This is a genomic window from Gammaproteobacteria bacterium, from assembly GCA_013214945.1.
Lineage (GTDB): Bacteria > Pseudomonadota > Gammaproteobacteria > Enterobacterales > Psychrobiaceae > Psychrobium.
In genome coordinates, this window is record JABSRT010000038.1 from 1 (window position 1) to 24,049 (window position 24,049).

Annotated in this window: 18 protein-coding genes; 15 read left to right on the plus strand and 3 right to left on the minus strand. The window is 41.3% G+C overall.

All coding sequences use genetic code 11. From position 1 onward, the window contains the following. From HRU23_19415 to HRU23_19445, 7 genes are all read left to right on the plus strand, one after another. On the plus strand, positions 1-1,217 hold a 1,217-nt coding region (locus HRU23_19415), incomplete at its 5' end, for a hypothetical protein (protein NRA56316.1). Between the two features lie 184 nt (positions 1,218-1,401). Further along, a complete protein-coding gene (locus tag HRU23_19420; protein ID NRA56317.1) occupies positions 1,402-2,925 on the plus strand; it encodes a TolC family protein in 1,524 nt (507 codons plus the stop codon). A 25-nt stretch (positions 2,926-2,950) separates the two neighbouring features. Then, on the plus strand, positions 2,951-3,745 hold the full coding sequence (locus HRU23_19425) for an efflux RND transporter periplasmic adaptor subunit (GenBank protein NRA56318.1): 795 nt from the start codon (positions 2,951-2,953) through the stop codon (positions 3,743-3,745). A 279-nt stretch (positions 3,746-4,024) separates the two neighbouring features. After that, positions 4,025-4,975 (plus strand): aminoglycoside phosphotransferase family protein, encoded by a 951-nt coding sequence (locus tag HRU23_19430; GenBank protein ID NRA56319.1) that lies wholly within the window; start codon positions 4,025-4,027, stop codon positions 4,973-4,975. A gap of 23 nt (positions 4,976-4,998) precedes the next feature. Next, complete coding sequence (locus HRU23_19435; GenBank protein ID NRA56320.1) at positions 4,999-6,855, plus strand: efflux RND transporter periplasmic adaptor subunit; 1,857 nt, start codon at positions 4,999-5,001, stop codon at positions 6,853-6,855. A 68-nt stretch (positions 6,856-6,923) separates the two neighbouring features. Continuing rightward, on the plus strand, positions 6,924-9,077 hold the full coding sequence (locus tag HRU23_19440) for a hypothetical protein (GenBank protein ID NRA56321.1): 2,154 nt from the start codon (positions 6,924-6,926) through the stop codon (positions 9,075-9,077). Between the two features lie 4 nt (positions 9,078-9,081). Continuing rightward, complete coding sequence (locus HRU23_19445; GenBank protein ID NRA56322.1) at positions 9,082-11,055, plus strand: hypothetical protein; 1,974 nt, start codon at positions 9,082-9,084, stop codon at positions 11,053-11,055. Between the two features lie 95 nt (positions 11,056-11,150). Here the strand turns inward: HRU23_19445 and HRU23_19450 are convergent, their stop codons facing one another. After that, positions 11,151-11,411 (minus strand): hypothetical protein, encoded by a 261-nt coding sequence (locus tag HRU23_19450; GenBank protein ID NRA56323.1) that lies wholly within the window; start codon positions 11,409-11,411, stop codon positions 11,151-11,153. Between the two features lie 179 nt (positions 11,412-11,590). Here HRU23_19450 and HRU23_19455 point away from each other — a divergent pair, with 179 nt between their 5' ends. From HRU23_19455 to HRU23_19490, 8 genes are all read left to right on the plus strand, one after another. After that, positions 11,591-11,932, plus strand: coding sequence for a DUF3461 family protein (locus tag HRU23_19455; protein ID NRA56324.1), 342 nt, complete (start codon positions 11,591-11,593; stop codon positions 11,930-11,932). 298 nt (positions 11,933-12,230) lie between these two features. Continuing rightward, positions 12,231-13,619, plus strand: coding sequence for an aminotransferase class III-fold pyridoxal phosphate-dependent enzyme (locus HRU23_19460; GenBank protein ID NRA56325.1), 1,389 nt, complete (start codon positions 12,231-12,233; stop codon positions 13,617-13,619). Positions 13,620-13,954: 335 nt separating this feature from the next. After that, complete coding sequence (locus HRU23_19465) at positions 13,955-15,424, plus strand: PLP-dependent aminotransferase family protein (GenBank protein NRA56326.1); 1,470 nt, start codon at positions 13,955-13,957, stop codon at positions 15,422-15,424. A 322-nt stretch (positions 15,425-15,746) separates the two neighbouring features. Further along, entirely contained in the window at positions 15,747-16,859 is a 1,113-nt protein-coding gene (gene ald, locus HRU23_19470; protein ID NRA56327.1) for an alanine dehydrogenase, read from the plus strand. Positions 16,860-16,937: 78 nt separating this feature from the next. Continuing rightward, on the plus strand, positions 16,938-18,701 hold the full coding sequence (gene xsc, locus HRU23_19475) for a sulfoacetaldehyde acetyltransferase (GenBank protein NRA56328.1): 1,764 nt from the start codon (positions 16,938-16,940) through the stop codon (positions 18,699-18,701). Positions 18,702-18,873: 172 nt separating this feature from the next. Beyond that, positions 18,874-19,893: a phosphate acetyltransferase gene (gene pta / locus HRU23_19480; GenBank protein ID NRA56329.1), complete on the plus strand. Its 1,020-nt coding sequence runs from the start codon at positions 18,874-18,876 to the stop codon at positions 19,891-19,893. Between the two features lie 191 nt (positions 19,894-20,084). Next, positions 20,085-20,384 (plus strand): hypothetical protein, encoded by a 300-nt coding sequence (locus tag HRU23_19485; GenBank protein ID NRA56330.1) that lies wholly within the window; start codon positions 20,085-20,087, stop codon positions 20,382-20,384. 350 nt (positions 20,385-20,734) lie between these two features. Further along, entirely contained in the window at positions 20,735-21,373 is a 639-nt protein-coding gene (locus tag HRU23_19490; protein NRA56331.1) for a hypothetical protein, read from the plus strand. A 452-nt stretch (positions 21,374-21,825) separates the two neighbouring features. Here HRU23_19490 and HRU23_19495 read toward each other — a convergent pair whose 3' ends face one another. Continuing rightward, positions 21,826-22,860 carry an IS110 family transposase gene (locus HRU23_19495; protein ID NRA56332.1) on the minus strand — a complete coding sequence of 345 codons (1,035 nt, stop codon included), beginning with the start codon at positions 22,858-22,860 and terminating at the stop codon, positions 21,826-21,828. A 324-nt stretch (positions 22,861-23,184) separates the two neighbouring features. Next, positions 23,185-23,655 carry a cupin domain-containing protein gene (locus tag HRU23_19500; protein ID NRA56333.1) on the minus strand — a complete coding sequence of 157 codons (471 nt, stop codon included), beginning with the start codon at positions 23,653-23,655 and terminating at the stop codon, positions 23,185-23,187. Between the last annotated feature and the right edge of the window lie 394 nt (positions 23,656-24,049).

A 24,049-nucleotide genomic window follows, 5' to 3' on the forward strand; every position in this document is an offset into this window, starting at 1 on the left:
CGGCGACTATTGCTGCTGATAACGTGACGCTAATGACGGATGGCACTTCAACGCTACTTAGCACCTTAAATGTTGATGGTCACATCAACAAACTAACTGCAATGACCTCAATGCAAGTATTATCATTAAATAATGATACTGACTTAACGTTGTCTGATATTACGATGAGCCAAGGTTCACTAACGATTGATGTTAAAGGTCAACTGACTCAATCAGCAGATATCACGTTAACCAACAATAATGCTCAGTTAATCAGCGATGGTTTGTTGACGCAAAATGCTAATGTGGCAGCTAATGCATCGACATTGACCGTTAAAGCAGGCGCTATCACCCAATCAATCGATAGCGTGATAACGACTGATAGCGCGGTACATTATCAAGCGACTCAAGGTGATATCGGGCTTGCTCAAATGACAAGCCAAACAAGTGTCACTTTAGAAGCTGCTGGCAAGGTGTTCTCGGTACTAGATTCAGAGACCGCAACCAATGTCACAGCGAAAGAATTAACGTTCTCATCACTAGGGCACTTTGTTGACCATCAAAATCTTGGCTTTATTAATGCTGTAGCGGCGTTAGAGAAAAACTTACTGAAAGTTAAGGCTGAGATATTTATTGATGGCGATATCGATGGCAGTGTGAAACAAGTTTCTGACACGTCTGACCTTAACTACTTGGTTAATGAACAGGTCGACAGTAAAGACACTTACTTGCAATTTTTATCACAAAGCAGTGAGGCAGATTATGGTCAACTGGTTGATGATACGCTGAGCATGACCCAGATGGAATTTGCGCTGAATCGTTTTATAACAACAGAAACAGAGCTTAATTCGGCGAAGGTCTCAGTGGTTGAATCTAATAGTTTGTTAGAACGGTTATTAGAGCAGCAGCAATCAATTGAAAACGATGAAACTGATAGTTATGGGGTAGAACATTATGACTATTTAAGTCTAAACACCGGGTCTGTTTTTCAGGGGAATCAATCGACTATTGATGGCAGTTCTGCAAGTTTAAAGACTCAATTTGAGCGTCAGTTGGAAGAATCGGTACTTAGAACGAGTTCAATATCGCAAGTACGTAGTCTTGGTTCACTGAGTTCTAACATTGTTAACTCATTTGGCAATAGACAAATCGATGTGTTTGGTGGTTCTTTAAATAATTACTTATATGATTATTTCCTAGATACCGAAGAGGATGCATTACTTGAGAATATTCTATAGCGCGACGTGATTGAACCTAATGGCCAGCCTTGCTGATTAAGAAAATAGTTCACTTTCTTGTTGGTGAGGCTGGTAAATATTATGGGGTGATTGGTCGTTAGCGACCCATCATACCCGTTGGATTTAAAATACCTAAAAGAGACTCAGATAATTACTGAGCTACATTTTAAGATTGAGATAATATATGAATAGTACGTTCCCCGTTAAACGCCTGTCTGCGGCATTAGTTTCTATTGGTTTATCCTTTAATGCAGTTGCCCAAGAACCTACCGTGTTAACCATAAATAGCTTTATAGACCAAGTTATCAATAGTAATGCACAAATCTCTTATGCTGATATTCAGCGTCACATTGCAAAAGAGAAAATCACGTTTGAAAAAGGGATTTATGAAACCGAATTTTTCTCAAACATATCTTATGACGATGCAAATTTGCAACGGTCGGCAGGTGATAAGTTTGCGTCTTCTATAAGTGCTCAAAATAAAGTAAACCTAACGGAATCGAATACCAGCTTAAGCTTAGGTGTGCGTCGTATTATTAAGACGGGTGGTGAAGTAACGATTAGTTACTCAACCCAAGAGAAGAATAATAATATTATTCCTAGCGATATCGACCCATTAGTAAGAGACTCTGAATTCACCACGGCGGTTAATTTCGAGTTAAAGCAACCGTTGCTCAAAGGCTTTGGTAATGCGGCGACTGAGACTCGGATTAAACGTGCCGAAATAGAAGATAAAATAGTCGACACCCAATACCGTCATCAAATGCTAAAAGTTGTCTATGATGCCTCATCGTCTTATTGGCAAGTGTATAAAATAACGCGTTTCATTGCTGTGCGAGAAGCGGCACTAGCGAACGCTAAAAATATCCTTAAAGATATTAAACGCAAAGTAAAAATGGGCAAAGAATCACAAAAATCTATTCTTGATGCCAAGTCAGAAGTGTTAAAGCGTAAGATTGCCTACGATAGCGCGCGTCAAGCACGTAATGAAGCGATATATAAAATCAGTACGCTGATGAATTATAATCCAGAAAGTCTTGATGGCTTAGTCTTTGAACTGAGCTCAACGCCGGATACCAGCAAGTTTGAACTGAATATGCCGCTGGCCGCTTATTACGAGCAGGTATTGGCTGCTTGGCCGAACTATCAAGTATTGCATTTTAATATCGCGATGCAAGACCAAGAAATTGCGTTGGTTGAAGATGAGCTAAAACCTCAATTGGACTTAAAGCTTGGCTATAAAATTAATAACTTAGACGATGATTTTAATGGTCATAACTCTTTCGATAACGAACATCCATCGTGGTATGTCGGGCTTGACTTCTCAATGCCAATTGGTGGCAATGAGCGGATTAAAGCGAAGAAAGCAATTGCTATCTTAAAACAAAACCAACAAAAAGAAGATTTAAAGGCGGTTAAAATAGGCCTTAGAAATGATTTGAACGCTAAATTATTCCAAGTAAAAACGACGTATCAAGAAATGGTGTTTTTAACCGAAAATGTCGTGTTGTTGGAAGAGTTGTTTAACGCAGAAAAGAAAAAGTTCACTTTAGGTTACGGTGAGTTAATCGATGTTTACTCACGAGAAGACGACTTGAACTTAGAACGTCAGCGCTTAATCGATGGGCAGGTAAAGTATGAACTAGCCAGAGTCGCGTTAGCGTTAACTGATGGTACTTTATTAAAAGAGTATTTAGTTTCAAATTAATAATCGTTATTTAATAGGTTTTTGTATGTTTTGTTCTTTTCGTAATTTTGTTGGTTTAGTTTGTTTACTCTTATCGTCAATCACTATGGCGCAAGATGTCGTCGGGGTTTTGTATTCAGAGATGAATTTGAAGTTGGCAATGGGAGATAGTGGCACGATAAAAAAGATCCATGTTCGTTCTGGTATTGAAGTTAAAAAGGGGCAGAAACTTGTTACTTTAGACCAATCAATACAAAGGTTAGAGCAGAAACGTTACCTGCTATTGTTTCAAGACACTGAAGAACAACAAAGTTTAATTGCGCGTAATGAAATATTTGAGAGTAAATATAAGGCGGCACAGGTTCTTTATCAAGAATCACGTTCTATTAGCTTGGATGAATTAGACGGGCTTCAACTTGATTTAATTCAGTCTCGCGGGCGCTTGGCTCAATTAAAAGAAAAGAAATTACGTGAAAAAATTGAGTATCGGTTGAGCACTCGGCGCTTGGCAGAGCGTCAACTCGTTGCACCAATCGATGGTATCATTACCAAAGTAGCTCAGCAGGCTGGTGAATGGGCTAAAGTTGGTGAGCCTTTGATTGGTTTAGTCGATATAAAAGAACTTTTTATTAAACTCAATATTAATGATGCATTAGCCAGAGGATTGACAGTTAATACATCTGTCCCTATTTATGTCGCTAACTTACCTAATCAAACAGGAATTATTGATTATATTTCTCCTGTAGCAGATCCTGCAAGTGGCTTAGTCGAAATAAAAATACGCGTCAATAACAAGCTTGGTTTAATGAGGCCTGGTATCAAAGTTACGGTGCCGATTTAAGTTTCTGATTGAACAGATGGCTGACAGTGGCGCCTTCGAGGTCCGGGCGCCACAAATTTACCAGATCATTGGCGACACTATATTAAGACTATTGTCACTATTACTCTTTATTCGCTGTATTAATATTTGAGTTAGTTATTTTAGAAAATATAGTTTCGCGACAGAGTGTACCGATAGTTTTTAAAATTTTTCGATACTTCATATTAAAATCAGGCGACCGATATTGGCTGTATTTTATGGTTACTTAATAATAGATTTTATCATGTCATGGAGTGTTTAATGTTTGATAAGCCGGATAAAGATATTCCAACAGATGAATGGTTAGCACTTACACCAGAAAATCGTGATTTTGCGCGTTTTATTTATGAAATAAATGACCATTTCGACCTGGTTGTTAGAAATAAGCTAGGCTGGAAACCAACTGATATCAAAATAAATCAGGGAACAAATAACATTGTACTTGCGTTTAGCCACTTGGATCAGAGTTATATTTTTAGAGTGCCTAAGTATGGTATTCAGCAATTAAAATCAATCATGTGTATTCGTCAAAAACTCAAGGGTAAATCATATTTTCCAGACATTATTTACTATGATGATAAATGCTTAATTGAACATTTTGCTGACGGCGAATTCTTAGGTGAAAATAATGATATTGAGGCATTTACGGCACTTGCTGTTGTAATGGCTGATGTTCATAGTTTTACAGGGCGTAAATTTGGGCCATTAATGTACCAAAATTTTGGTCTTGCTAATGATTTCAAATCTTATTATTTGGAAAATATTGATAATATTTGGAGCCGAGCTGAGCACTTTATCAAGTGTAGTCCTCAAGATTTTAAGATCCTAAAAGAGCGTTGGTATTCTGTTTTTTTAGAACCGCATAGTGATCCTGTTATTTGCCATGGCGATTTATGGCAAAATAATATTTTTTATTCGGCTACTAACACCAGACTTACGCTTATCGACTGGGATAGGTGTGGTGTTTACCATAGAGAGAAGGATTTACATTTCTTAATAAGTAAAGCGATTACTGATGAACAGCGAAACGCTTTTTTTACTCATTATCCCTATGATGTTAATCAAACTTTATTGTATTGGTATAGTTTTACCATGCAACTTAAATACAGTAATTATGAAGATCCCCGTGATTTTATTGACGCTGCGAATGCTTTTTTGGCTATTTGCGGAGACAATCTAGATTTAACGGACAATAATTCAATTCTAAGATAAAAAATTGCAAGAGAGTAGGTCAGATGTCACAAGTTAATATCGCAGAGCTAATAGAGCGTCTGCGATCGTTACGTAAGCGAAGTTTTCAAGAATCTCCACTGTTATCTTGGGCAGATTTTTTAAATATAGCCCAAACATTATGCTTAGCTAATTCAGCGAGTGTTTTGTCAATTTCAATGAGTAAGAGTTTAGTTGTTGAAACAGAAAAAACTGCAGCGGTCGATTCATTGAATCAACCCGTTTCACCTGTCAGTCTCGATAATCAATTACCCTGGTTACAAGACTTAATCGTAAGATCGTTAAAAAATGGTTTTGCCATTCATCATCAGCAGCAACCCCTGCAACCAAATATTCATTGGTTGAGTTTTCGTTTGTCCACTGATGAACCTAAAGTTTTATTATTGCAGGTAGCAGACTCTAATAAAGATCGCATGAGTGACATTGTTTTAAGGGGCCAGATGCTTGCGGATGTGCCCAATGAACAGCCTCAGTTAGCTAATGTCGCGTCGTCAAACGATCAAGCATTATCGCTATTGTCAGTGCTACCTGACGTCTATTCATCTTCCTCTTTATCTTTGGCGGGTTATACCTTAGTCAATGGATTAATTTCTCACTCGGACGAAGTTGATCAAGCGGCTCTTGGTTGGGTGAAAGGGGAATATGTCAAAATTGAAAACATCAGCCATTTTGATCGTTTTGAACATAAAACAGAATTAGTTAAATTATATGAAGCGGCATTAGAAGAAGCGGTCGATCAGCAAGCAACAATCCACTTAGGAAATCCGGAAGGGCACGCTGGTCTAATTACTTTGGCTCATCAGCAATTGCAACGAGCTATGGCTTGCGAAGACATTGTTACGCTCGTTATTTTCGATACCCAAAGTCAACCTATCGGCTGCTTATTGTTGGTAAAAATGAAGGGGAAGTTTAATCAATCATTATTACATTCTCTAAGCTTTACTCTTAGCCTTTTAAGTGCTCGTTTACAAATGCTGCAACAAGAGAACGGCGGCCTATGGTTAAAGGTTAAGCTTAAGGCCACTAAATACCTTAGCTGGGTCTTTGGAAAAGAATGGTTATGGACAAAAGTTGCTACAGTGCTTATTACCTTAAGTGTATTGTGGTTGTTGTTCGGCTCTCTCAGTTTTCGGATTGAATCAAGTGGTGAGTTTATAACCGATCGAGTGCAGCTAATTAGTGCTCCTCAAGATGGTGTCATTACTAAGGTTTCAGCTAATGTAGGGGACAATGTTAATTACGGCCAAACTGTCATTGAGTTGAAAAAACAAGATTTAATTCTGCAATTAACGGAACTTGGCGCTGAAAGGCAAAGGTTTTCTTCTGAAGAAGACAAAGCTCGTGCCGCTAATAATATTATCGAAACAGAAATTGCTAAAGCGCGCAAAGCTCAAATAGATGCCCGGACATCGCGAGTGCAATTGATGTTAGATGAGACGCAAGTCACATCACCCTTTGACGGTGTCATTATTGAAGGTGAGCGAAAAAACCTCTTAGGTCTGCCAATTAGAAAGGGTGACACGCTAATGAGAATTGCAAAAATTGAAGATATTTATTTGACCCTTGCCGTTAATGAACGCGATATACACCATATTTCTATCGGTGATACCGGAGAGTTTGCTTTGGTTAGTCAGCCTTTATTACCATTGCCATTTATTGTCGAGCAGATTATCCCTGTTGCATATGATGGTGGGCAAAAAGGGGCTCAGTTTCAAATTAAAGCAAGTTTTGTTGATGGTTCAAAATCTTGGTGGCGTCCCGGTATGACCGGCGTTGGTAAAATCGACAAAGGACAAGCGGCACCTTATTGGGTGTTAGGCCGTAAGTCTTACCACCAATTAAGATTAATGTTTTGGTGGTAATGAACTTGGCTTGTTATATCTTATTATTAGCTATTTTAAATCTTAAATTTCAATAGAAAGGGACCTTTATGTCTAGCACATTTAGTGAAGGTTGGTATCAAGTTGCGCAATTAAAAGTCGCATTATTGCCTTCAACAAAAGTCCATAAACAGCTTTACCGGGGATTGGTGTGGTATGTATTACAGGATGCATGCTCTGGGAATTTTTTCAGAGTTCAAGAAATAACCTATCGATTTATTTCTCGATTATCAGTACATAAAAGCATTGAGCAAGTATGGCATGAGTTTATTGAACTTTATCCAGAAGAGGCACCAGGGCAAGAGGATATCATTCAGGCATTATCGCAATTGCACCATGCTAATTTATTATTTTATCGCTCTGAATCAGATTATGGAGCAATTTTAGAACGTAAAACTAGTCAGAAACGTCAGGAACATTTAACCAAATTAATGGCGTTTATGTATCTGAGGGTCTCTTTATGGAATCCGACTGGCTTTTTAAATACTTTTGTTCGTATTTTAAATCCACTGTTTAGTAAGCCCGCCTTTGTCATTTGGCTTATGGTGCTGATGCTCGGTGGCAATGCTGTGTTGTCAAATTGGACCGACTTACGACAGCAAAGCCAAGGTATTTTAGCGCCTGATAATTTAATTTTACTCTACTTAGGCTTGTTTGTATTAAAGCTCATTCACGAAATGGGCCACGCTGTCGCGATAAAACGTTTTGGCGGTGAGGTGCATACAATGGGCTTAATGTTTATTGTATTAACGCCTTTACCCTATGTTGATGCGACACAGACATGGTCTTTGCGAAGTAGATGGGAGCGTTCTGTTATTGGCGCTGCAGGCATGTATGTTGAGTTATTTATTGCAGCTATAGCTGCTTTAATTTGGGCATACACGGCTCCTGGTATTGTTAATAGTCTTGCATTTAATATGATGATTATTGGCTCTGTGTCTAGCGTACTGTTTAATGGCAATCCGTTACTAAAATTTGACGCGTATTATATGCTATCGGATATTACCGATATTCCTAATTTGTACCAAAAAAGTAGCTCGCAGTGGCTTTACTACTTTAATCGCTGGTTATTAGGAACTAAAAAAGCAGAACCTGCAGCTGAGAGTAGATATGAAGCGCTATGGTGTACATTTTATGGCGTATCGAGTTATTTATATCGGTTAGCGGTGGTATTGGTTATCGCAGTTTATGCCGCGGATCTATGGCTAGGTTTAGGCTTAGCTATCATGTCGGTATCGCTTTTTATGTGGGTTTTTATTCCATTTGGCAAGTTAATTAAGTATTTAAGTAGTAGCCAACAACTACGAAAAAATAGAGCCAGAGCATGGTTTGTTAGTTTTTCTTTAATCATAGGCATTATTTTGAGCCTGTCTTTCATTCCTGTTCCATATAACATTAAGGCACCTGGCGTTATACAGGCTCAAGAAAGTAATCAATTGTTTACTCAATCAAGTGGTACATTATTGCAGGCTGAAAGCCGTAGTGGTATTTGGGTAAAGGAAGGTGATTTATTAGCAAAATTTGATAATCCTGATTTACAACAACAACAACATCTTATTGAGCAACAGTTAGTTGAAATTAGTTGGCTGATACGTCAAGCATTGAATCATTCTCAGACGGACTTAATCGCTCTACGCAGGCAAAAGCAGGCATTAGATGAACAATTGAATGAGATTATCGATCAGCTGCAAGGATTAAGTATTGTTGCACCATTTAATGGTATTTGGATCCCATCAGACCTTAGACAGAAAATAGGCACCACGTTTAATCAAGCTGATCCCGTTGGTACTATTTACAATGTGCATACAGTACGTTTTGTCGCTGTTGTTTCTCAAGAGCAAGCATCAGATTTATTCAATACTGCAATTACTAAAGGTGAAATCAGGTTGAATGGTCAAACACAAGAGCTATTAGCCGTTGAGAATATACAGTTTAATCCTTTTAGAAAAACGTTATTACCATCAGCCTCATTAGGCTGGGAAAGTGGCGGTCCTATTATGGCGAGCAGGGATGGAAGTGGTCAAATGAATGCGCTTGAACCTTTCTTTGAAGTTAGTATTCCTTTACCTGATGTCGCTAACCATGATTTACGTGTATATGAGGGGATGACAGGGTGGTTAATGTTTGATTTGCCTTGGCGTTCGACGTTTTGGCAAATTCGCCAGTCGTTATCTCAGATATTACAACAGCGATACCAGATCTAATATTATGAGTGTATTTTACGAACCTAAATTATCGCTATCAACGCCTACATGGGTTGGGACTCAGTTGCAGTTGCTACAAAATAGTCAGCGCCATAACCAGATAGTCGCTCAGTATCACGATGAGGCTAAGCTAGTTATATCTCATTATGAATCGCTGAAATTGCTCAGCGAAGAGGAGCTTAACCAGCAACAACTATTGTTTGCGTCCTTGGCACGGCGAGGACGTTTAACTCAAGATAGAGATAGTTTACTAAAAGCGTTAGCTTGGGTGACTCATATCTGTAACCAAAGTGTAAAAATGACGCCGTATCCCATTCAGTTGAGTTGCGCGTTGGCGATGATTGATGGTTATTTAGTACAGTTAGCACCTGGCGAAGGTAAAACACTAACCATTGCGATTGTTGCAATTGTTTTTGGCTGGAGTCAGAAACCTTGTCATGTGATTACGGCTAACGATTATTTGGCTAAGCGTGATATGGAGTTGATGATACCGATTTTTTCAGCGGCACAGGTTAGTGCTAGTTTTGTTGAGCAAGAAATATCTCCAGAAGAGAAACAACAGCGTTATCAGGCTCAAATAGTTTATGGCACGGCTAAGCAGTTTTTAGCTGATTATTTAAATGACATTATTTCATTTGGTGGTTTAGCCAGTAGAGTCAGGATGTCTTTGTCTCAATGGCAGGGGCGTGAACAGTCGATGTTGATGAGAGGATTACATTCTGTCATTGTTGATGAAGCTGACTCTATTTTAATTGATGATGCTACTACTCCGCTTATTATATCGATGCAAGAAGATAACCCGTTATTACTTGAAGCTGTGCTTATTGCGCGTGATTTCATCGATACTTTAACTAAAGATGATGACTATTTATTGTCAGTCGATGATTGGGATGTCAGTTTTACCGCAAGTGGCGAACAAAAAATAACGGACGTCACCACAAAGTTTCCATTACTTTGGCACCATCGTGGGCGGTTAGAAGATCTCATTACTCAGGCTATTTTAGCTAAAGATAAATTCAAATTAGATGAGCATTTTGTCATTGCTGATGGTGAAGTGATCCTAGTTGATGAAGCAACTGGTCGTATGATGCATGGTCGTTCATGGAGTTATGGCCTGCATCAAGCAGTAGAAGCTAGAGTAGGCGTGGATATGACATCGCCTACTAAGACGTTAGAAAAAATGAGTTTTCAAAACTTTTTTCAATCATATCACCATCTCACTGGTGCTAGTGGTACTTTGCAAAATATACAAGCAGAGCTTTATCATACCTATCAAGTCAAAACGTTAGAGATGCCTACTCGACTAAAAAGCCAACTTAACGTTGCTCCTTTTACGTGTTACGCGACACAGGTTGAGAAGAACGCGGCATTAATGTCTTTAATTGGGTCTATTCATCAGACTGGACAACCGATATTAATTGGTACCCGCCGGATTAGAGATACCGAATTTCTGGCTGAACATATGCATCAATCAGGCTTTACGTTTGACATACTAAATGCCAAGTTATTAGAACAAGAAGCTGAAATTGTTGCCAATGCAGGGCAGCAAGGAAAGATAACTCTCTCTACGAATATGGCTGGAAGAGGCACCGATATCTCAGTATCGGAGGCTGCGTTATCACAAGGCGGGCTGTATGTCATAATGTATGAGCCACACGGTTCATCGCGAATCGATTGGCAATTATTCGGACGTGCGGGGCGTCAAGGAAAGCCAGGGAATGCATTCCCTATGGTCAGTCTTGAAGATCCATTATTTTTGAACTTGAAGTGGTGGCAACGTCTACTTTTACTTATTGTAAAATCTTGGATACATAACGATAAAACTCAAAAATTTATTTCTTATTTAGTTGGAAAAGCTCAAGAAAATTCGCAAGGCAGGGATTTTTTGCAACGAAAACAATTAGCTAAAATAGGTAAGTTGTCTCAAAATCGTATGAGTTTTGTTAAAAACAAAACAAGTTTGAGGAGCTCGACCTAACGATAGTTTGAGATATTTAGTCTTTGAACTTTAGCTAGAAAGCGTGCACGAGAAGATAATACTGGGCCAACTAAATCGGCCCAATATTTTAAACGCTAGTTTAACGCAATGTTTTGCTGTGCGAGTGCTTGCTCCGCCATTTTCTTACCAAAAAGCGCCATCACATCAATGTCTTTGTCTGGCTGCTTACTGGCTTCATCCATTGCATCGACCATTGCGGCTACTGTTGGTAGGGTCTGCTCAACTAACTGAGTTATATAAACTTCAGGCGAAGTGCCGGTATATTTATGATAGCGGTCAAACAGCTCAACTGCATTGGCCTGTAATTCAACTTGTACTTGTGATTTTGTCGCCATGATGACCTCTTGATAGCTAATAATTTTATCTTCACTATAAAAATTAAGGCCCGCGGCGATTAGCACCAGAGCCTGCCCTAACATGGGGCCAGCTGGTGTGATATTCGGTTAAGATTGGACCTAGTTATTTATTGCTGATGTTTTATGCTGTCGAGATGAAAACTAATAAGGTAGGTGTAATGGCTGGATTTAACACGCTCAACTCAATGGGACTGACCGATATTAGCAGTATTAGTCATCATATTTTGACCACGACAGCGGCTCAAGATGTGTTGAAAATTTATTTTAAAACCACCGACCAAGCGGTATTGCCGCAAAGTGTTAGTTTTAACTTTGAGCGCGATGATCCTAAAAACGAGCAAGCCGCGGTGTTAACGGCCGCTCTTAGCGAACTTGCTACCGTTGAGTCGACACAAGGCCGCGCTCAGCATAAGCAACGATTGCTTAATGAGCTTGACCACCTTGAACAAGTGATGGCGGCAAAGTTACAAGAAATGCGTGCCGATCTCACTCAATTTTAAATTTCACAATATCACCATTCTCAATCATTCTTAGGGTTTAGCGTCAGGCTAAGCCCTTTTTTGTGACTAGTAGCTCCAATGCTTAATCGTGGGTATTGCGATCGAAATTTTGGTAAACACAGGCTGGCCTAACCCAACTAAAACATCTGGATCTAACTTGTTTTGACTGATGCACAGTAATTTATGGAGATGGTAAACATGACCAACTCAGTAGTTGGAGCACCAGCTTCGATGCCAACATCATACTATTGGCATCACACTACAGGCATCACACAACAAGACCTTTGAGGGGATAGATATGGCTTATAACGTTAACGAATTCGATTCGCAGCAAGTCGTGGCACAAGATCGCAAGCATGTTTGGCATCACCTAACACAACACAAGCCATTTGAAGAAAAAGATCCAATGGTAATCGTTAAAGGGTTAGGCATGCGAGTTTGGGACGCCAAGGGTAATGAATACCTTGATGCGGTGTCTGGCGCAGTTTGGACCGTTAACGTTGGTTATGGTCGTACCGAAATTGCTGACGCCGTCAGAGATCAACTGGTGACACTGAATTATTTTGCCCAAACAGCGGGCAACGTGCCAGCGGCGCAATTTGCCGAAAAGTTGATTAGCAAAATGCCCGGCATGAATCGAGTTTATTATTCAAACTCTGGCTCAGAGGCCAATGAAAAGGCCTTTAAAATAGTCCGCCAAATTGCGGCTAAAAAATACGGTGGCAAAAAGTATAAAATTCTATTTCGCGAGCGTGATTATCACGGCACCACCATTACCGCGCTAAGCGCTACAGGCCAGTTCGAGCGAAAAAATCAATACGGTCCATTTACCCCAGGTTTTGTCGAAGTACCGCATTGTTGTGAATACCGTTCACAATGGGGCGATGTTGACGATTATGGTATTCGCGCTGCTAACGAAATAGAACGAGTCATTCTAGAAGAGGGCGCAGACACCGTTGGTGCATTGTGCCTTGAACCAATCACCGCGGGCGGCGGCGTGATTGAACCGCCTCAAGGTTACTGGGATCGGGTGCAAGAAATTTGTAAAAAATATGACATTTTACTCCATATCGATGAAGTGGTTTGTGGATTGGGCCGCACCGGCAAATGGTTTGGTTATCAGCATTACGGTGTTAAACCCGACATGGTGACCATGGCGAAAGGGGTGGCGTCGGGTTATGCCGCTATTTCTTGTACCGTCACTACCGAAGAAGTGTTTAACGCGTTTAAAGAAGACGACGATGCCCGGATGGGCTATTTCCGCGACATTTCAACCTTTGGTGGTTGTACCGCTGGGCCGGCAGCAGCCTTGGTTAATATGCAAATTATTGAAAATGAAAATTTGCTAGAAAATGTCACCCAGCAAGGTGAATACCTGCTCGGTTGTTTAAATGGTTTAATGGCCAAATATGACGTGATTGGCGATGTCCGTGGTAAAGGTTTGTTTGTTGGTTTTGAACTGGTTAAAGACCGAGTGACTAAAGAGCCGATGGACGAAAGCTTAGCCATTGCTATTGGTGCACATTGCATGCAAAACGGCGTGATTATTGGTCGAACTAACCGTTCGTTTAAGGAATTTAACAACACGATTTGCCTAAGTCCAGCCTTAATCGTTACTAAAGTCGAGATCGATATCATCGTTAAGGCGCTAGATGAAGCCTTGGCAGAGTTAGCACCAAACGCATAATTTCATAATCAAAGGTTAACTCGGTTGTTTAACAAATAAGCATCAACAATTGAGTTAATCTTAGCCTGTTTACCGCTGTTATTGTTAATGGAATTGGTTTAGTCGCCGTTGATTCTGCTCATCGTTTTATCTCCGAAATCACATAAAACTTCCATAAGTCAACTGGTTATTATAAAGATATTAATGCTAGAGTGTGGTGTGTTAACGTTGTGTTACTATTTGGTTTGCGAATTGTGAACCGCTAGAGCTGAGCATTTTTTTAGCGAGTTTTAACCATAATAAACATCCGTATTTTAATGTTCAGTGGCTATAAATATAATAATAAAGGTTACAGTATGTTTCAATTATTTCATTTAACACCGGGTCAAGGTGGCAGTTTACAGCAACAATTAAGGGAACAAATTGCAGCGGCGATCCTCAATGGCAATATTCCAATGGACAGCGCGCTGCCGTCGAGCAGGAAACTGTCACAGCAATTAAAAGTTGCTCGTAATACCGTGGTGCTCGCTTATGAACATTTATTAGACGATGGTTATTTGTTGGCGCGAGAACGCAGTGGTTATTATGTCAACCCTGACATTTTAACCGGCCAAGTAAAACGCCAATCACCTCAGTATCAGCAATCGACAGATTATCACCCGCCAGACTGGGCCCAGCGTTTTAAGCTAAAACCCAGTTCGCAAACTAATATGGTTAAACCACGCGATTGGCAGAAATATCAATACCCGTTTAATTATGGCCAATTTGACGAATCAATGTTTCCGACCGTTAATTGGCGCGAATGTTGCCGTGATGCGGTCAGTGGTCCGGCGATTAAAGAATGGGCTGGTGATCGAATGGACAATGATGATCCGTTATTGATCGAACAAATAAAAACGCGTTTGTTACCTCGGCGCGGGGTTTGGGCCAGTGAAGACGAAATTTTAGTCACGGTTGGCGCGCAACAAGCTTTGTATATGTTGGCGCGGTTATTACTGGATAAAAACAGTGTGATCGGGCTTGAAACCCCGGGTTATGTTGATATTCAAAATATCGTTAAACTCAATCCTGCGCAAATTAAATCGGTGCCGGTTGACGCCGCTGGCATGCAGGTTGGTGAAGTACTTAAAGGCTGCGATTTGGTTTACACCACGCCCAGTCATCAATGCCCAACCACGGTTACAATGCCAATTGAACGCCGCTACGAGTTATTGGCCCAAGCCGAACGTGATGATTTTATTATTATTGAAGACGATTACGAAAGCGAAACTAACTTTGAATCTAACCCAACGCCAGCGTTAAAAAGCTTAGATACCAATGATCGGGTAATTTACATCGGCAGCTTGTCAAAAACATTGGCACCGGGCTTGCGGGTCGGGTATTTAGTTGGCCCTGCTGAACTTATTCGTGAGGCGCGGGCACTGCGACGGTTAATTGTTCGCCACCCAGCGGCTAATAACCAGCGTTCGGTCGCGCTCTTTATCGAGCGTGGTTACCATGATTCTTTAATCATGAACATTACCCGAAATTTTCAAACCCGCTGGCGGGCGATGGATGCGGCACTGCGTCAGTATTTACCCGAGTCGCATACCCAGCCATCGTTTGGTGGCTCGTGTTATTGGATCAAAGGCCCAGAGGGGCTCGACGCGCAACTATTGCAAGAACGAGCGATGGAGCATGGGATCTTAATTGAATCGGGCCAAATCCACTTTTTAGAGCCAAACCCACCAAAGAATTATTTTAGGCTAGGTTTCTCATCCATTTCAACCGAACGAATAGATCCGGGCATTAAAAAATTAGCCGAGTTAATCCACTCAATGGTTTAGCTGAGTTGTCCGTCATTTGGTCACTTTAACAAATGCCCGCACTGTTTTGCGGGCATTCGTTATTTTAAACCGCCGCTTTATCATCCTTGCCTAGCGCCAGTGTCATTTTGGCCCCATAGATTAACCAACTGTATTTTATCTCTTTATTTCATGTCGATTGCTGTTTTCACACTGGATTCATCATGATTTTAAATCTGGCCCTATCGGCTTTGGCAGCTTCCTCCTAATCTTGTTAACACGTAATCCGCAACCGCTAATCAATTAGCAAAGTCGGACCACGCCCTAAATGAATTACGAAAAATAATAGATAGGAGTGTCAAACATGTTGATTGGTGTACCAAAAGAAATAAAAAATTATGAATATAGAATCGGTATGGTGCCTGCCAGTGTGCTAGAGCTAACAGCCCGAGGCCACAAAGTGGTGGTTGAAACCAACGGCGGCGCTGGCATTGGTTTTAGTGACAGCGATTATTTAGCGGCTGGCGCAACCATTGCTGGCAGTGCTGATGAAATTTTCGCCGCGGCCGATATGATTGTAAAAGTAAAAGAGCCGCAACCGATAGAGCGTAAAATGCTGCGCCCAGGCCAATTATTATTTACTTACTTGCACCTAGCGCCAGATCCTGAGCAAACCGATGACTTGCAAGCCAGCGGCGCGACTTGTATAGCTTACGAAACAGTGACCTCAGCTAAAGGCGGTTTACCACTGTTAGCACCCATGTCAGAAGTTGCTGGTCGTATGTCTATTCAAGCGGGCGCTGCCTGTCTTGAAAATTCCAAGCAAGGTCGCGGTGTGTTGCTTGGCGGCGTGCCTGGGGTTGAGCCCGCGAAAGTGACGATTATCGGCGGTGGTGTAGTGGGCAGCAACGCTGCACGCATGGCGTTAGGGTTAGGCGCGCAAGTGGTTATTTTAGACCGCAGTCTCGATGTGTTACGCGGTTTAGTTAGCGAGTTTGGCACCGCGATTCAAACGGTTTACTCGAGCAAAGCAGCGTTAGAAGAACATGTGTTATCGGCCGATTTAGTCATTGGCAGTGTGCTGATTCCCGGTGCTGCTGCGCCCAAATTAGTCACCGCTGAGATGGTGTCTCGCATGAAAGCCGGTTCGGCGGTGGTTGATGTTGCGATTGACCAAGGCGGTTGTTTTGAAACGTCGCATGCCACCACTCATCAAGACCCAACCTATATGGTTGACGGTGTTGTTCACTACTGCGTCGCTAACATGCCCGGCGCGGTTGCCCGCACCTCAACCTTGGCTCTAAATAATGCCACCTTACCTTACATTGTTGCCTTGGCCGATCTTGGTTGGCAAGAAGCGATTCAACGCGACCCGCATTTGGCCAATGGTCTCAATATTCACGCGGGTAAAATTACCAGTGAAGAAGTCGCGGTAGCACTTGGGCGTGAATTTACCCCATATCATCCAGCTAACTAATCAGCTAAATAATAAATTGCTTATGACGGGCAATAGCCAAGGTTGCTGCCCGTACTTATAAAAAGAAGGAACAAACAAATGGCTCGTATGACTCCAAGTGAAGCGATGGTTGAAACGTTGGTTGCCAATGGCGTAACTGACTCGTTCGGCATCATGGGCAGTGCATTTATGGATGCAATGGATATTTTCACCCCGGCTGGCATTCGTTTAATCCCCGTAGTACACGAACAGGGCGCTGGCCACATGGCCGACGGTTACTCACGAGTTTCTGGTCGTCATGGTGTTTGTATTGCGCAAAATGGTCCCGGTATTACTAATTTTGTTACCGCGATTGCGGCGGCTTATTGGGCGCACTCACCAGTGGTTTGTATTACCCCTGAAACAGGCACTAACTCGCAAGGTTTGGGTGGTTTCCAAGAAGCTGAGCAATTACCGTTTTTCGAAACCATTACCAAATACCAAGTCAGTGTGGTGAACAACTCGCGCATGGCTGAATTAACCGCGCGCTGTTTTGACCGTGCAATGTTAGAAAATGGCCCAACTCAACTTAATATTCCACGCGATCAGTTCTACGGTGATATTGAATGTGAAATTCCAACGCCAATTCGCATTGAGCGTGGTGCTGGTGGTGTGCAAGCACTAAAGCAAGCGGCTGATCTGCTTGCTAACGCTCAGTTCCCAGTAATGGTTTCTGGTGGGGGAGTGGTGCAGGGTGATGCTTATGAAGAAGCGATTGCGATTGCCGATCAGCTTGGCATGCCAGTAGTAAACAGCTACTTACACAATGATTCATTTCCAGCATCGCACCCGTTATGGTGTGGGCCACTGGGTTACCAAGGGTCGAAAGCAGCAATGAAAATTATTGCCAAAGCCGATGTCGTGTTAGCACTGGGCACGCGCCTAGGGCCGTTTGGTACCTTGCCACAACATGGCATGGATTACTGGCCAAAAAATGCCAAAATCATTCAGGTTGATTGCGATCCTAAAATGCTTGGTTTGGTTAAGAAAATTGATGTTGCCATTTGTGGCGATGCCAAAGCAGCGGCGCAAGCGTTGATGACATTACTGGCGGATTTAAACCCTAAATGTCTTGATAACAAAGAAGATCGTGCGCAAACCATTGCGGCTGAAAAAGCAGCATGGGAGCAAGAGCTCGACGAGTGGATCCACGAAAAAGATGAATACTCACTTGAAATGATCAACGAGCAAAATGCAGAACAAGACAACTGGTTACATCCACGTCAGGTTTTACGTGAGCTTGAAAAAGCAATGCCTGAAAATGTGATGGTATCAACCGACATCGGCAACATTAACTCAGTGTCAAACAGCTATTTACGCTTTGAGCGACCACGTTCGTTCTTTGCTGCAATGTCGTTTGGTAACTGTGGTTACGCGCTGCCAACCATGATTGGTGCCAAAGTTGCTGCGCCAGATCGTCCGGGCATTTCATACGCTGGTGACGGGGCATGGGGCATGTCGATGATGGAAATAATGACCTGTGTTCGTGAAGACATTCCAGTGACTTCAATCGTATTCCACAATCGTCAATGGGGCGCTGAGAAGAAGAACCAAGTTGATTTCTACAACCGTCGTTTTGTCGCCGGAGAACTCGAAAACCAAAGCTTTGCTGGCATTGCACGTTCTATGGGGGCGTTAGGCGTTACCGTTGATCGGTTAGAAGACATTGGTCCGGTTCTTAATGAAGCCATCCGTGCCCAAATGGAAGATCGTAAAACTACGGTTATCGAAATAATGTGTACTCGTGAGCTGGGCGACCCGTTCCGCCGTGATGCATTGGCTAAGCCAATTCGTCATTTAGAAAAGTACAAAGACTTCGTTTAACTAATACCCTGTTTACCTCAATAAGTCGGAGGCATCTTGCCCTCGGCTTACTTTTAGCCATATGACTAAACTCGCAATTACCAATTACCAATTATCAATTGACCAAAACGCTTGGCATAGCTTATTTAGCCGTGAGTTACGCCAAACGTTTTCACTTTAAACAAGGCTCAGCATGAAAGCTCTCAACAAAATCTTTAAACGCGCTGCCAACTCGCCCCGGCGAATTGTGTTGGCTGAAGGTGAAGATCCTCGGATTATTGAAGCGGGTTCATTGGCCGCTGCTAAAGGCATTGCGTCGGTAGTTTTATTAGGCAATGTCAGTAAAATATTGGCCAAAGCGGATTACCTTAATATTAATGCCCAGCATATTGAGATTATTGACCCGTGCGACAACCTCGATATCGCGCGTTATGCTAAGCATCTCTTTACGTTGCGCCAGCACAAAGGCATGACCGAGCAACAAGCATTGCAACTAATTAAAGACCCTTTGTACTTTGCCCAAATGATGGTGCACCTTGGCGACGCCGATGGTTCGGTAGCGGGTGCTGTGTACACGTCCGGAGATACGGTACGCAGCGCCATTCAAATTATTGGCATGGCAGAGTCTGCTACTATGGTCTCAAGTTTCTTTTTAATGATGTTGTGCCAGCCATTTCATGATTTAAAAGGCGGCATTATATTTTCTGATTGCGGGTTAGTGATCGATCCCAACGAGCAACAATTAGCCCAAATTGCTTTATCGGCCGCCCATAGTGCAACAACCTTACTTGAAGAAGAACCACGAGTCGCCATGTTGTCATTTTCGACCTGCGGCAGTGCCAAACATGCGGCGGTAGACAAAGTGGTGGCCGCGACCCGTTTAGTTAAAGCGGCGATGCCTGAGCTGGCGATCGACGGCGATGTCCAACTTGATGCTGCCATTGTCGCAGCAATAGCCGAACGAAAAGTGGAGCACAGTGCCACTCACGGCAAGGCCAATGTGCTGGTTTTTCCAAATTTAGAAGCGGGAAATATTGGTTATAAGCTCGTGGAGCGCATTGGCAAAGCCGATGCGATTGGGCCTATTTTACAAGGGCTCAAAAAGCCCGCTAATGATCTGTCACGCGGTTGCAATGTTAACGATGTTGTTAACGTGATTGCGATTACCGTTGTGCAGGCACAGGTGCTGGATCAAGCTAAAGCGCCGAGTTAAGTCCCGAATTCCCCATCACTCATTACTACGTTTAACCGTAAAAAATTCATCTTTTGCTTTTTGCCACGAAGCCCCAGCTGTGTTCAGTTGGGGATTTTTTTGGATCTATCTTTGATGATTTATTGGTCCTAATGCTCAGTCTCAAAGCAGTTTGTAATGAAGCCTCAGTTAATTAATCAAAGAGAGTTTCCATGGCATTACAACGTTACGGCTTTATTGTTAAAAGCGCAGATTTAGAAATGTTTAAACACCATTCGCGTTTGGCCACTGCAAACTTTGACATGTCGATAGCAGGCGTTAGCGATGTTGAACAAGCGCAGCTGGTGGCTCAAGAAATGCTCACTAAAGGCATTCAATTGATTGAGCTGTGCGGTGGTTTTAGCACATCAGACGCCGAGCTTATTCGTGTCGCCATTAATGACCGAATCCCAGTAGGAGTAGTGCAATACACCGAGGAAGAACGCACGCGAATTGCTGAAGAATTAGCTTAAATCTAAGCACCAATACCACTTTCGTAAAGGCGGTTTATCTAGGGTAAATCGCTTTTTATATTGAGCGTTTTTTAGAATAAGTTTTTCGAGATATTTTCTTATGAATAATAGACTTAACCATTTACTTACTGATGGAATAATCAGTTTCCGTATTTCCACCACAAATACGGAATGTTTCCGCCTTTCCGTAGGTTTGAATTTTCTGTGTGTTCTTGTAACCTATTGAATAGTCTAAATAGACGTAGTATTCTTTTGCCAAATTAATTTTTAGGCTATGGCGTATTTCTACAGTAAATAAGGAATATTTTGTCCTGCTATAGCTGTTAAACCCATGTGAAATCGAGGTAAGTGTGGATTTTTTTTGCAGTTGGTTAGAAGGCATTGATGCGTTTTTGATAGGCGTAAGCAGACAGGATGTTGTTAGGTTAGTTGTCACATCCTTCAGCGTATTACTTGGTGCCACCTTAGCTTATGCTAACCAGAATCGGATAGAAAAAAATAAGAAACAAATTGAAAACATAAATGCGTGTCAGCAGGCTTTGTTTTTTCTTGGTCAGTTACAAGAAAACTTACATGATATACAACAAGAACTAGAAGACTTTAGGGATTTAGATAACAGGCACATAGCTCTTCCAAAAATAATACATGGTCAGGAAAAAATTGATTTTGAAAGTTCGACCCTAACGTTTTTACTTTTTGGAAAAGAGCCTAATCTTGTATACCAATTGGCTATGATGGAGCGAGAATATTACAAACTAATTTCCTTGAAAAATAGAAGAAATGAATTAGTTAATCATATATCAAGAGATCGGTCATTGACTCCAGTGGAAGAAGAGCTATGTAAGCGTTATACCGATAAGCTTTATCATCAATTTGAGCGATGCCATATTTTTAATAACCAAATAATGAAAGAGGCTCTGAATATTTTTAAAGAAAAATTCAAGAAATCTAATTTTGTCGTTGGTGTGACAAATGTAATAAATAGATAGGGTTTAACACATATGAGCCCTGATGCTGTCGCATGAATTTTAGACATATATGGACGCTCTCTTACTGTCAAGGCATTAGTCTGACTTTTGTGTCGCGTTAGCGGCACTATTTCATTTTATTTAAAGCTATTAATCGTTGAATAAAACTAGTCTAAAAGTAATCAGTACCGACATATATCCAGGCTCTGTAATTAGGGATATTTCAATTATCCCTGGCCTCTAATGAGTTCCGTACCTAATCACCGTAACACTCATGCGGATTAATATAATCCTTGCCCTTGTCTGGCTTTGATTAGGTAGGTTAGACCTTTGTTCATCAACTATTAACTGACTTTGGTTGGACTTCTAAAAGGTGTTACCCCGAACCTTGCCATCCACAACACCCACTCAGGCTGTGAGCCTTTGTCCAATACGGATTTAAACAAGGTCGAAGTAACAAAACTGATTTCATATTAAGCGCTCCCTGCTAAGACTGGCGCATATTGCGGGCGGTATTCTTCTTGTCGTTGAAGCAAGATCCAAATTAGTCGTGCAAGTCGATGCGCCATTGCTACAACGGTTTTGTTAAAGCTTTTCTTCTCTCGAAGTTTATTCGCCCATTGGTTGAGTTGATCCGTTTTATTTTTGGCGTGACAAACAACGGTTCTCGCACCGTGAATCAACTGTTTTCGAAGATAACGATCACCGCGTTTTGTTATGCCGCCCATGCGACTAGTATTGCCAGAGGCGTATTGCTGTGGTGTCAAACCTAGCCAAACACCAAATTCTCTAGGGTTATTAAATGCTTGCCCTTTATCTATTGTGGCGAGTAATGCAGAAGCATTAATAAAGCCAATGCCGGGAATACTTAACAATATTTTTCCATTGGGAGAATCGGCCACAAACTTTTTGAGACGATTTTCAATTTTTTCAATATGCTGGCTCATTGCAAAATGCTCACTATATAGATCGCCGATCATATCTCTGAGTTGATGAGTATATTTAGGATCAATTATAAAGTCAGAGAGGCGTTTAAATAACTCAGCCTTTCCGGCACTGGCTATCACACCAAACTCACTGAGTAGGCCACGTATTTGATTGATAATAGCTGTTCTATTGCGAATTAGACGTTCGCGAATACGATGCAATGAATTGATTTCTTGCTGATATTCAGTTTTTACTGGCACAAATCGAATGTAAGGTCGCTGGCTCGCTTCAACGATAGCCAGTGCATCATTACGGTCATTTTTATTGCCACGCACAAAAGGGGTTACATGTTGCGCAGGGATCAATTTTACTTCATGACCAAGCTTGGTGATTTCTCGCCCCCAATAGTTAGATGAATAACAAGCCTCCATCACGACGATAGTGTGCTCTTTTTTTGCCATGAACTTGAGTAACGATTTACGTTGAATTTTATCATTAAACTGAGGTTTCAAATGCTCATTAACACCACATACTTGAAAAACGTTTTTTGCTAAATCAATACCAATTGTTTTACACTTCATGATGGACGCTCCGTTAATTAACTAAGACTCAAATCTAGTTTGGCGCATTGACGCCGATTGCGCGAGCGTCCATCTCATCACCCATACAATTTAGACGGCTAAGCTTCCTGAATCAATTGGTTACTAACTACTCTCATTTGATTTCTGTTTTAGTGTTTTTACTAGAACTAATTTTGTGTAAGGTAACTCATGCCCAATTTACCCACAACTGTCGAATCGCAGGCATAATAATTTACTTGCATGTTGAATTCGGGAATAAGTATATATAGGTGTTAAGGTGATTTTAGCCGTATGAGCTAGTAACTATACGGCTAAAAAATATTACTATTTACTTCTTGGATCATTTTTTTCATCAACGTATATTATTCCCCACGGGGCTTGTGCATCCAATTGAATAATTGTGCTTTCGTCTTCCGTATAAGCAAAATGAGCAATTTTTTTAATAACCCATCCATGTGCTCCGGCTTTTAAAGGACCTGCGTTATTTTTATCAAGTTTATTTCCCAAACCAAAATATAAAACACCACTTATAACAGTGATCCTCTCATTTGTAGGGTGCCAATGAGCGGGTATAGTGTAATTTTTTGGAAATTTAAGGCGTAACGTAAATGCACCGCTCTCAGACTTTGGTGAGCCATATAAAAGATGCATCTTAGAGCCTGGCGGTAAAGAAGCGGGGCCATCGACCCACTTAATATTCTCGGAAGATATATGATTAGCCACTTTTTCATTTGCCAAACCATTTGTAGAAAAGATAGTGAGCAATAAAGAAAGTATAACAATTCTTAATTTCATTTTAATACTCCTTAATTAGAGAAAAAACAGAGCAAAGCCGAATTAATTTTTAGTAATTACTTACTAAGTAACTGAATTTGACTTTATCATAGTATAGTTTAGTTTTTGGAACCTGACTCTTCACAGTATAGGGCAGGACATCACTTATCAAAGAACAGTTATTCGATGGTAAGCATTTGGTAACTAACGAAATTAAATCAAAATAGGGCATGAACTTGTGTCCCGAATTCACCTTCTAAGTGCACCACTTACTAAATGATTAATTCGGGGGGAAGTGTGGCTTGGTAACTGATCGCTAGCCTGACAGACTGTCAAACATTAGACATATATGGACGCTCTCTTACTGTCAAGGCATTAGTCTGACTTTTGTGTCGCGTTAGCGGCACTATTTCAT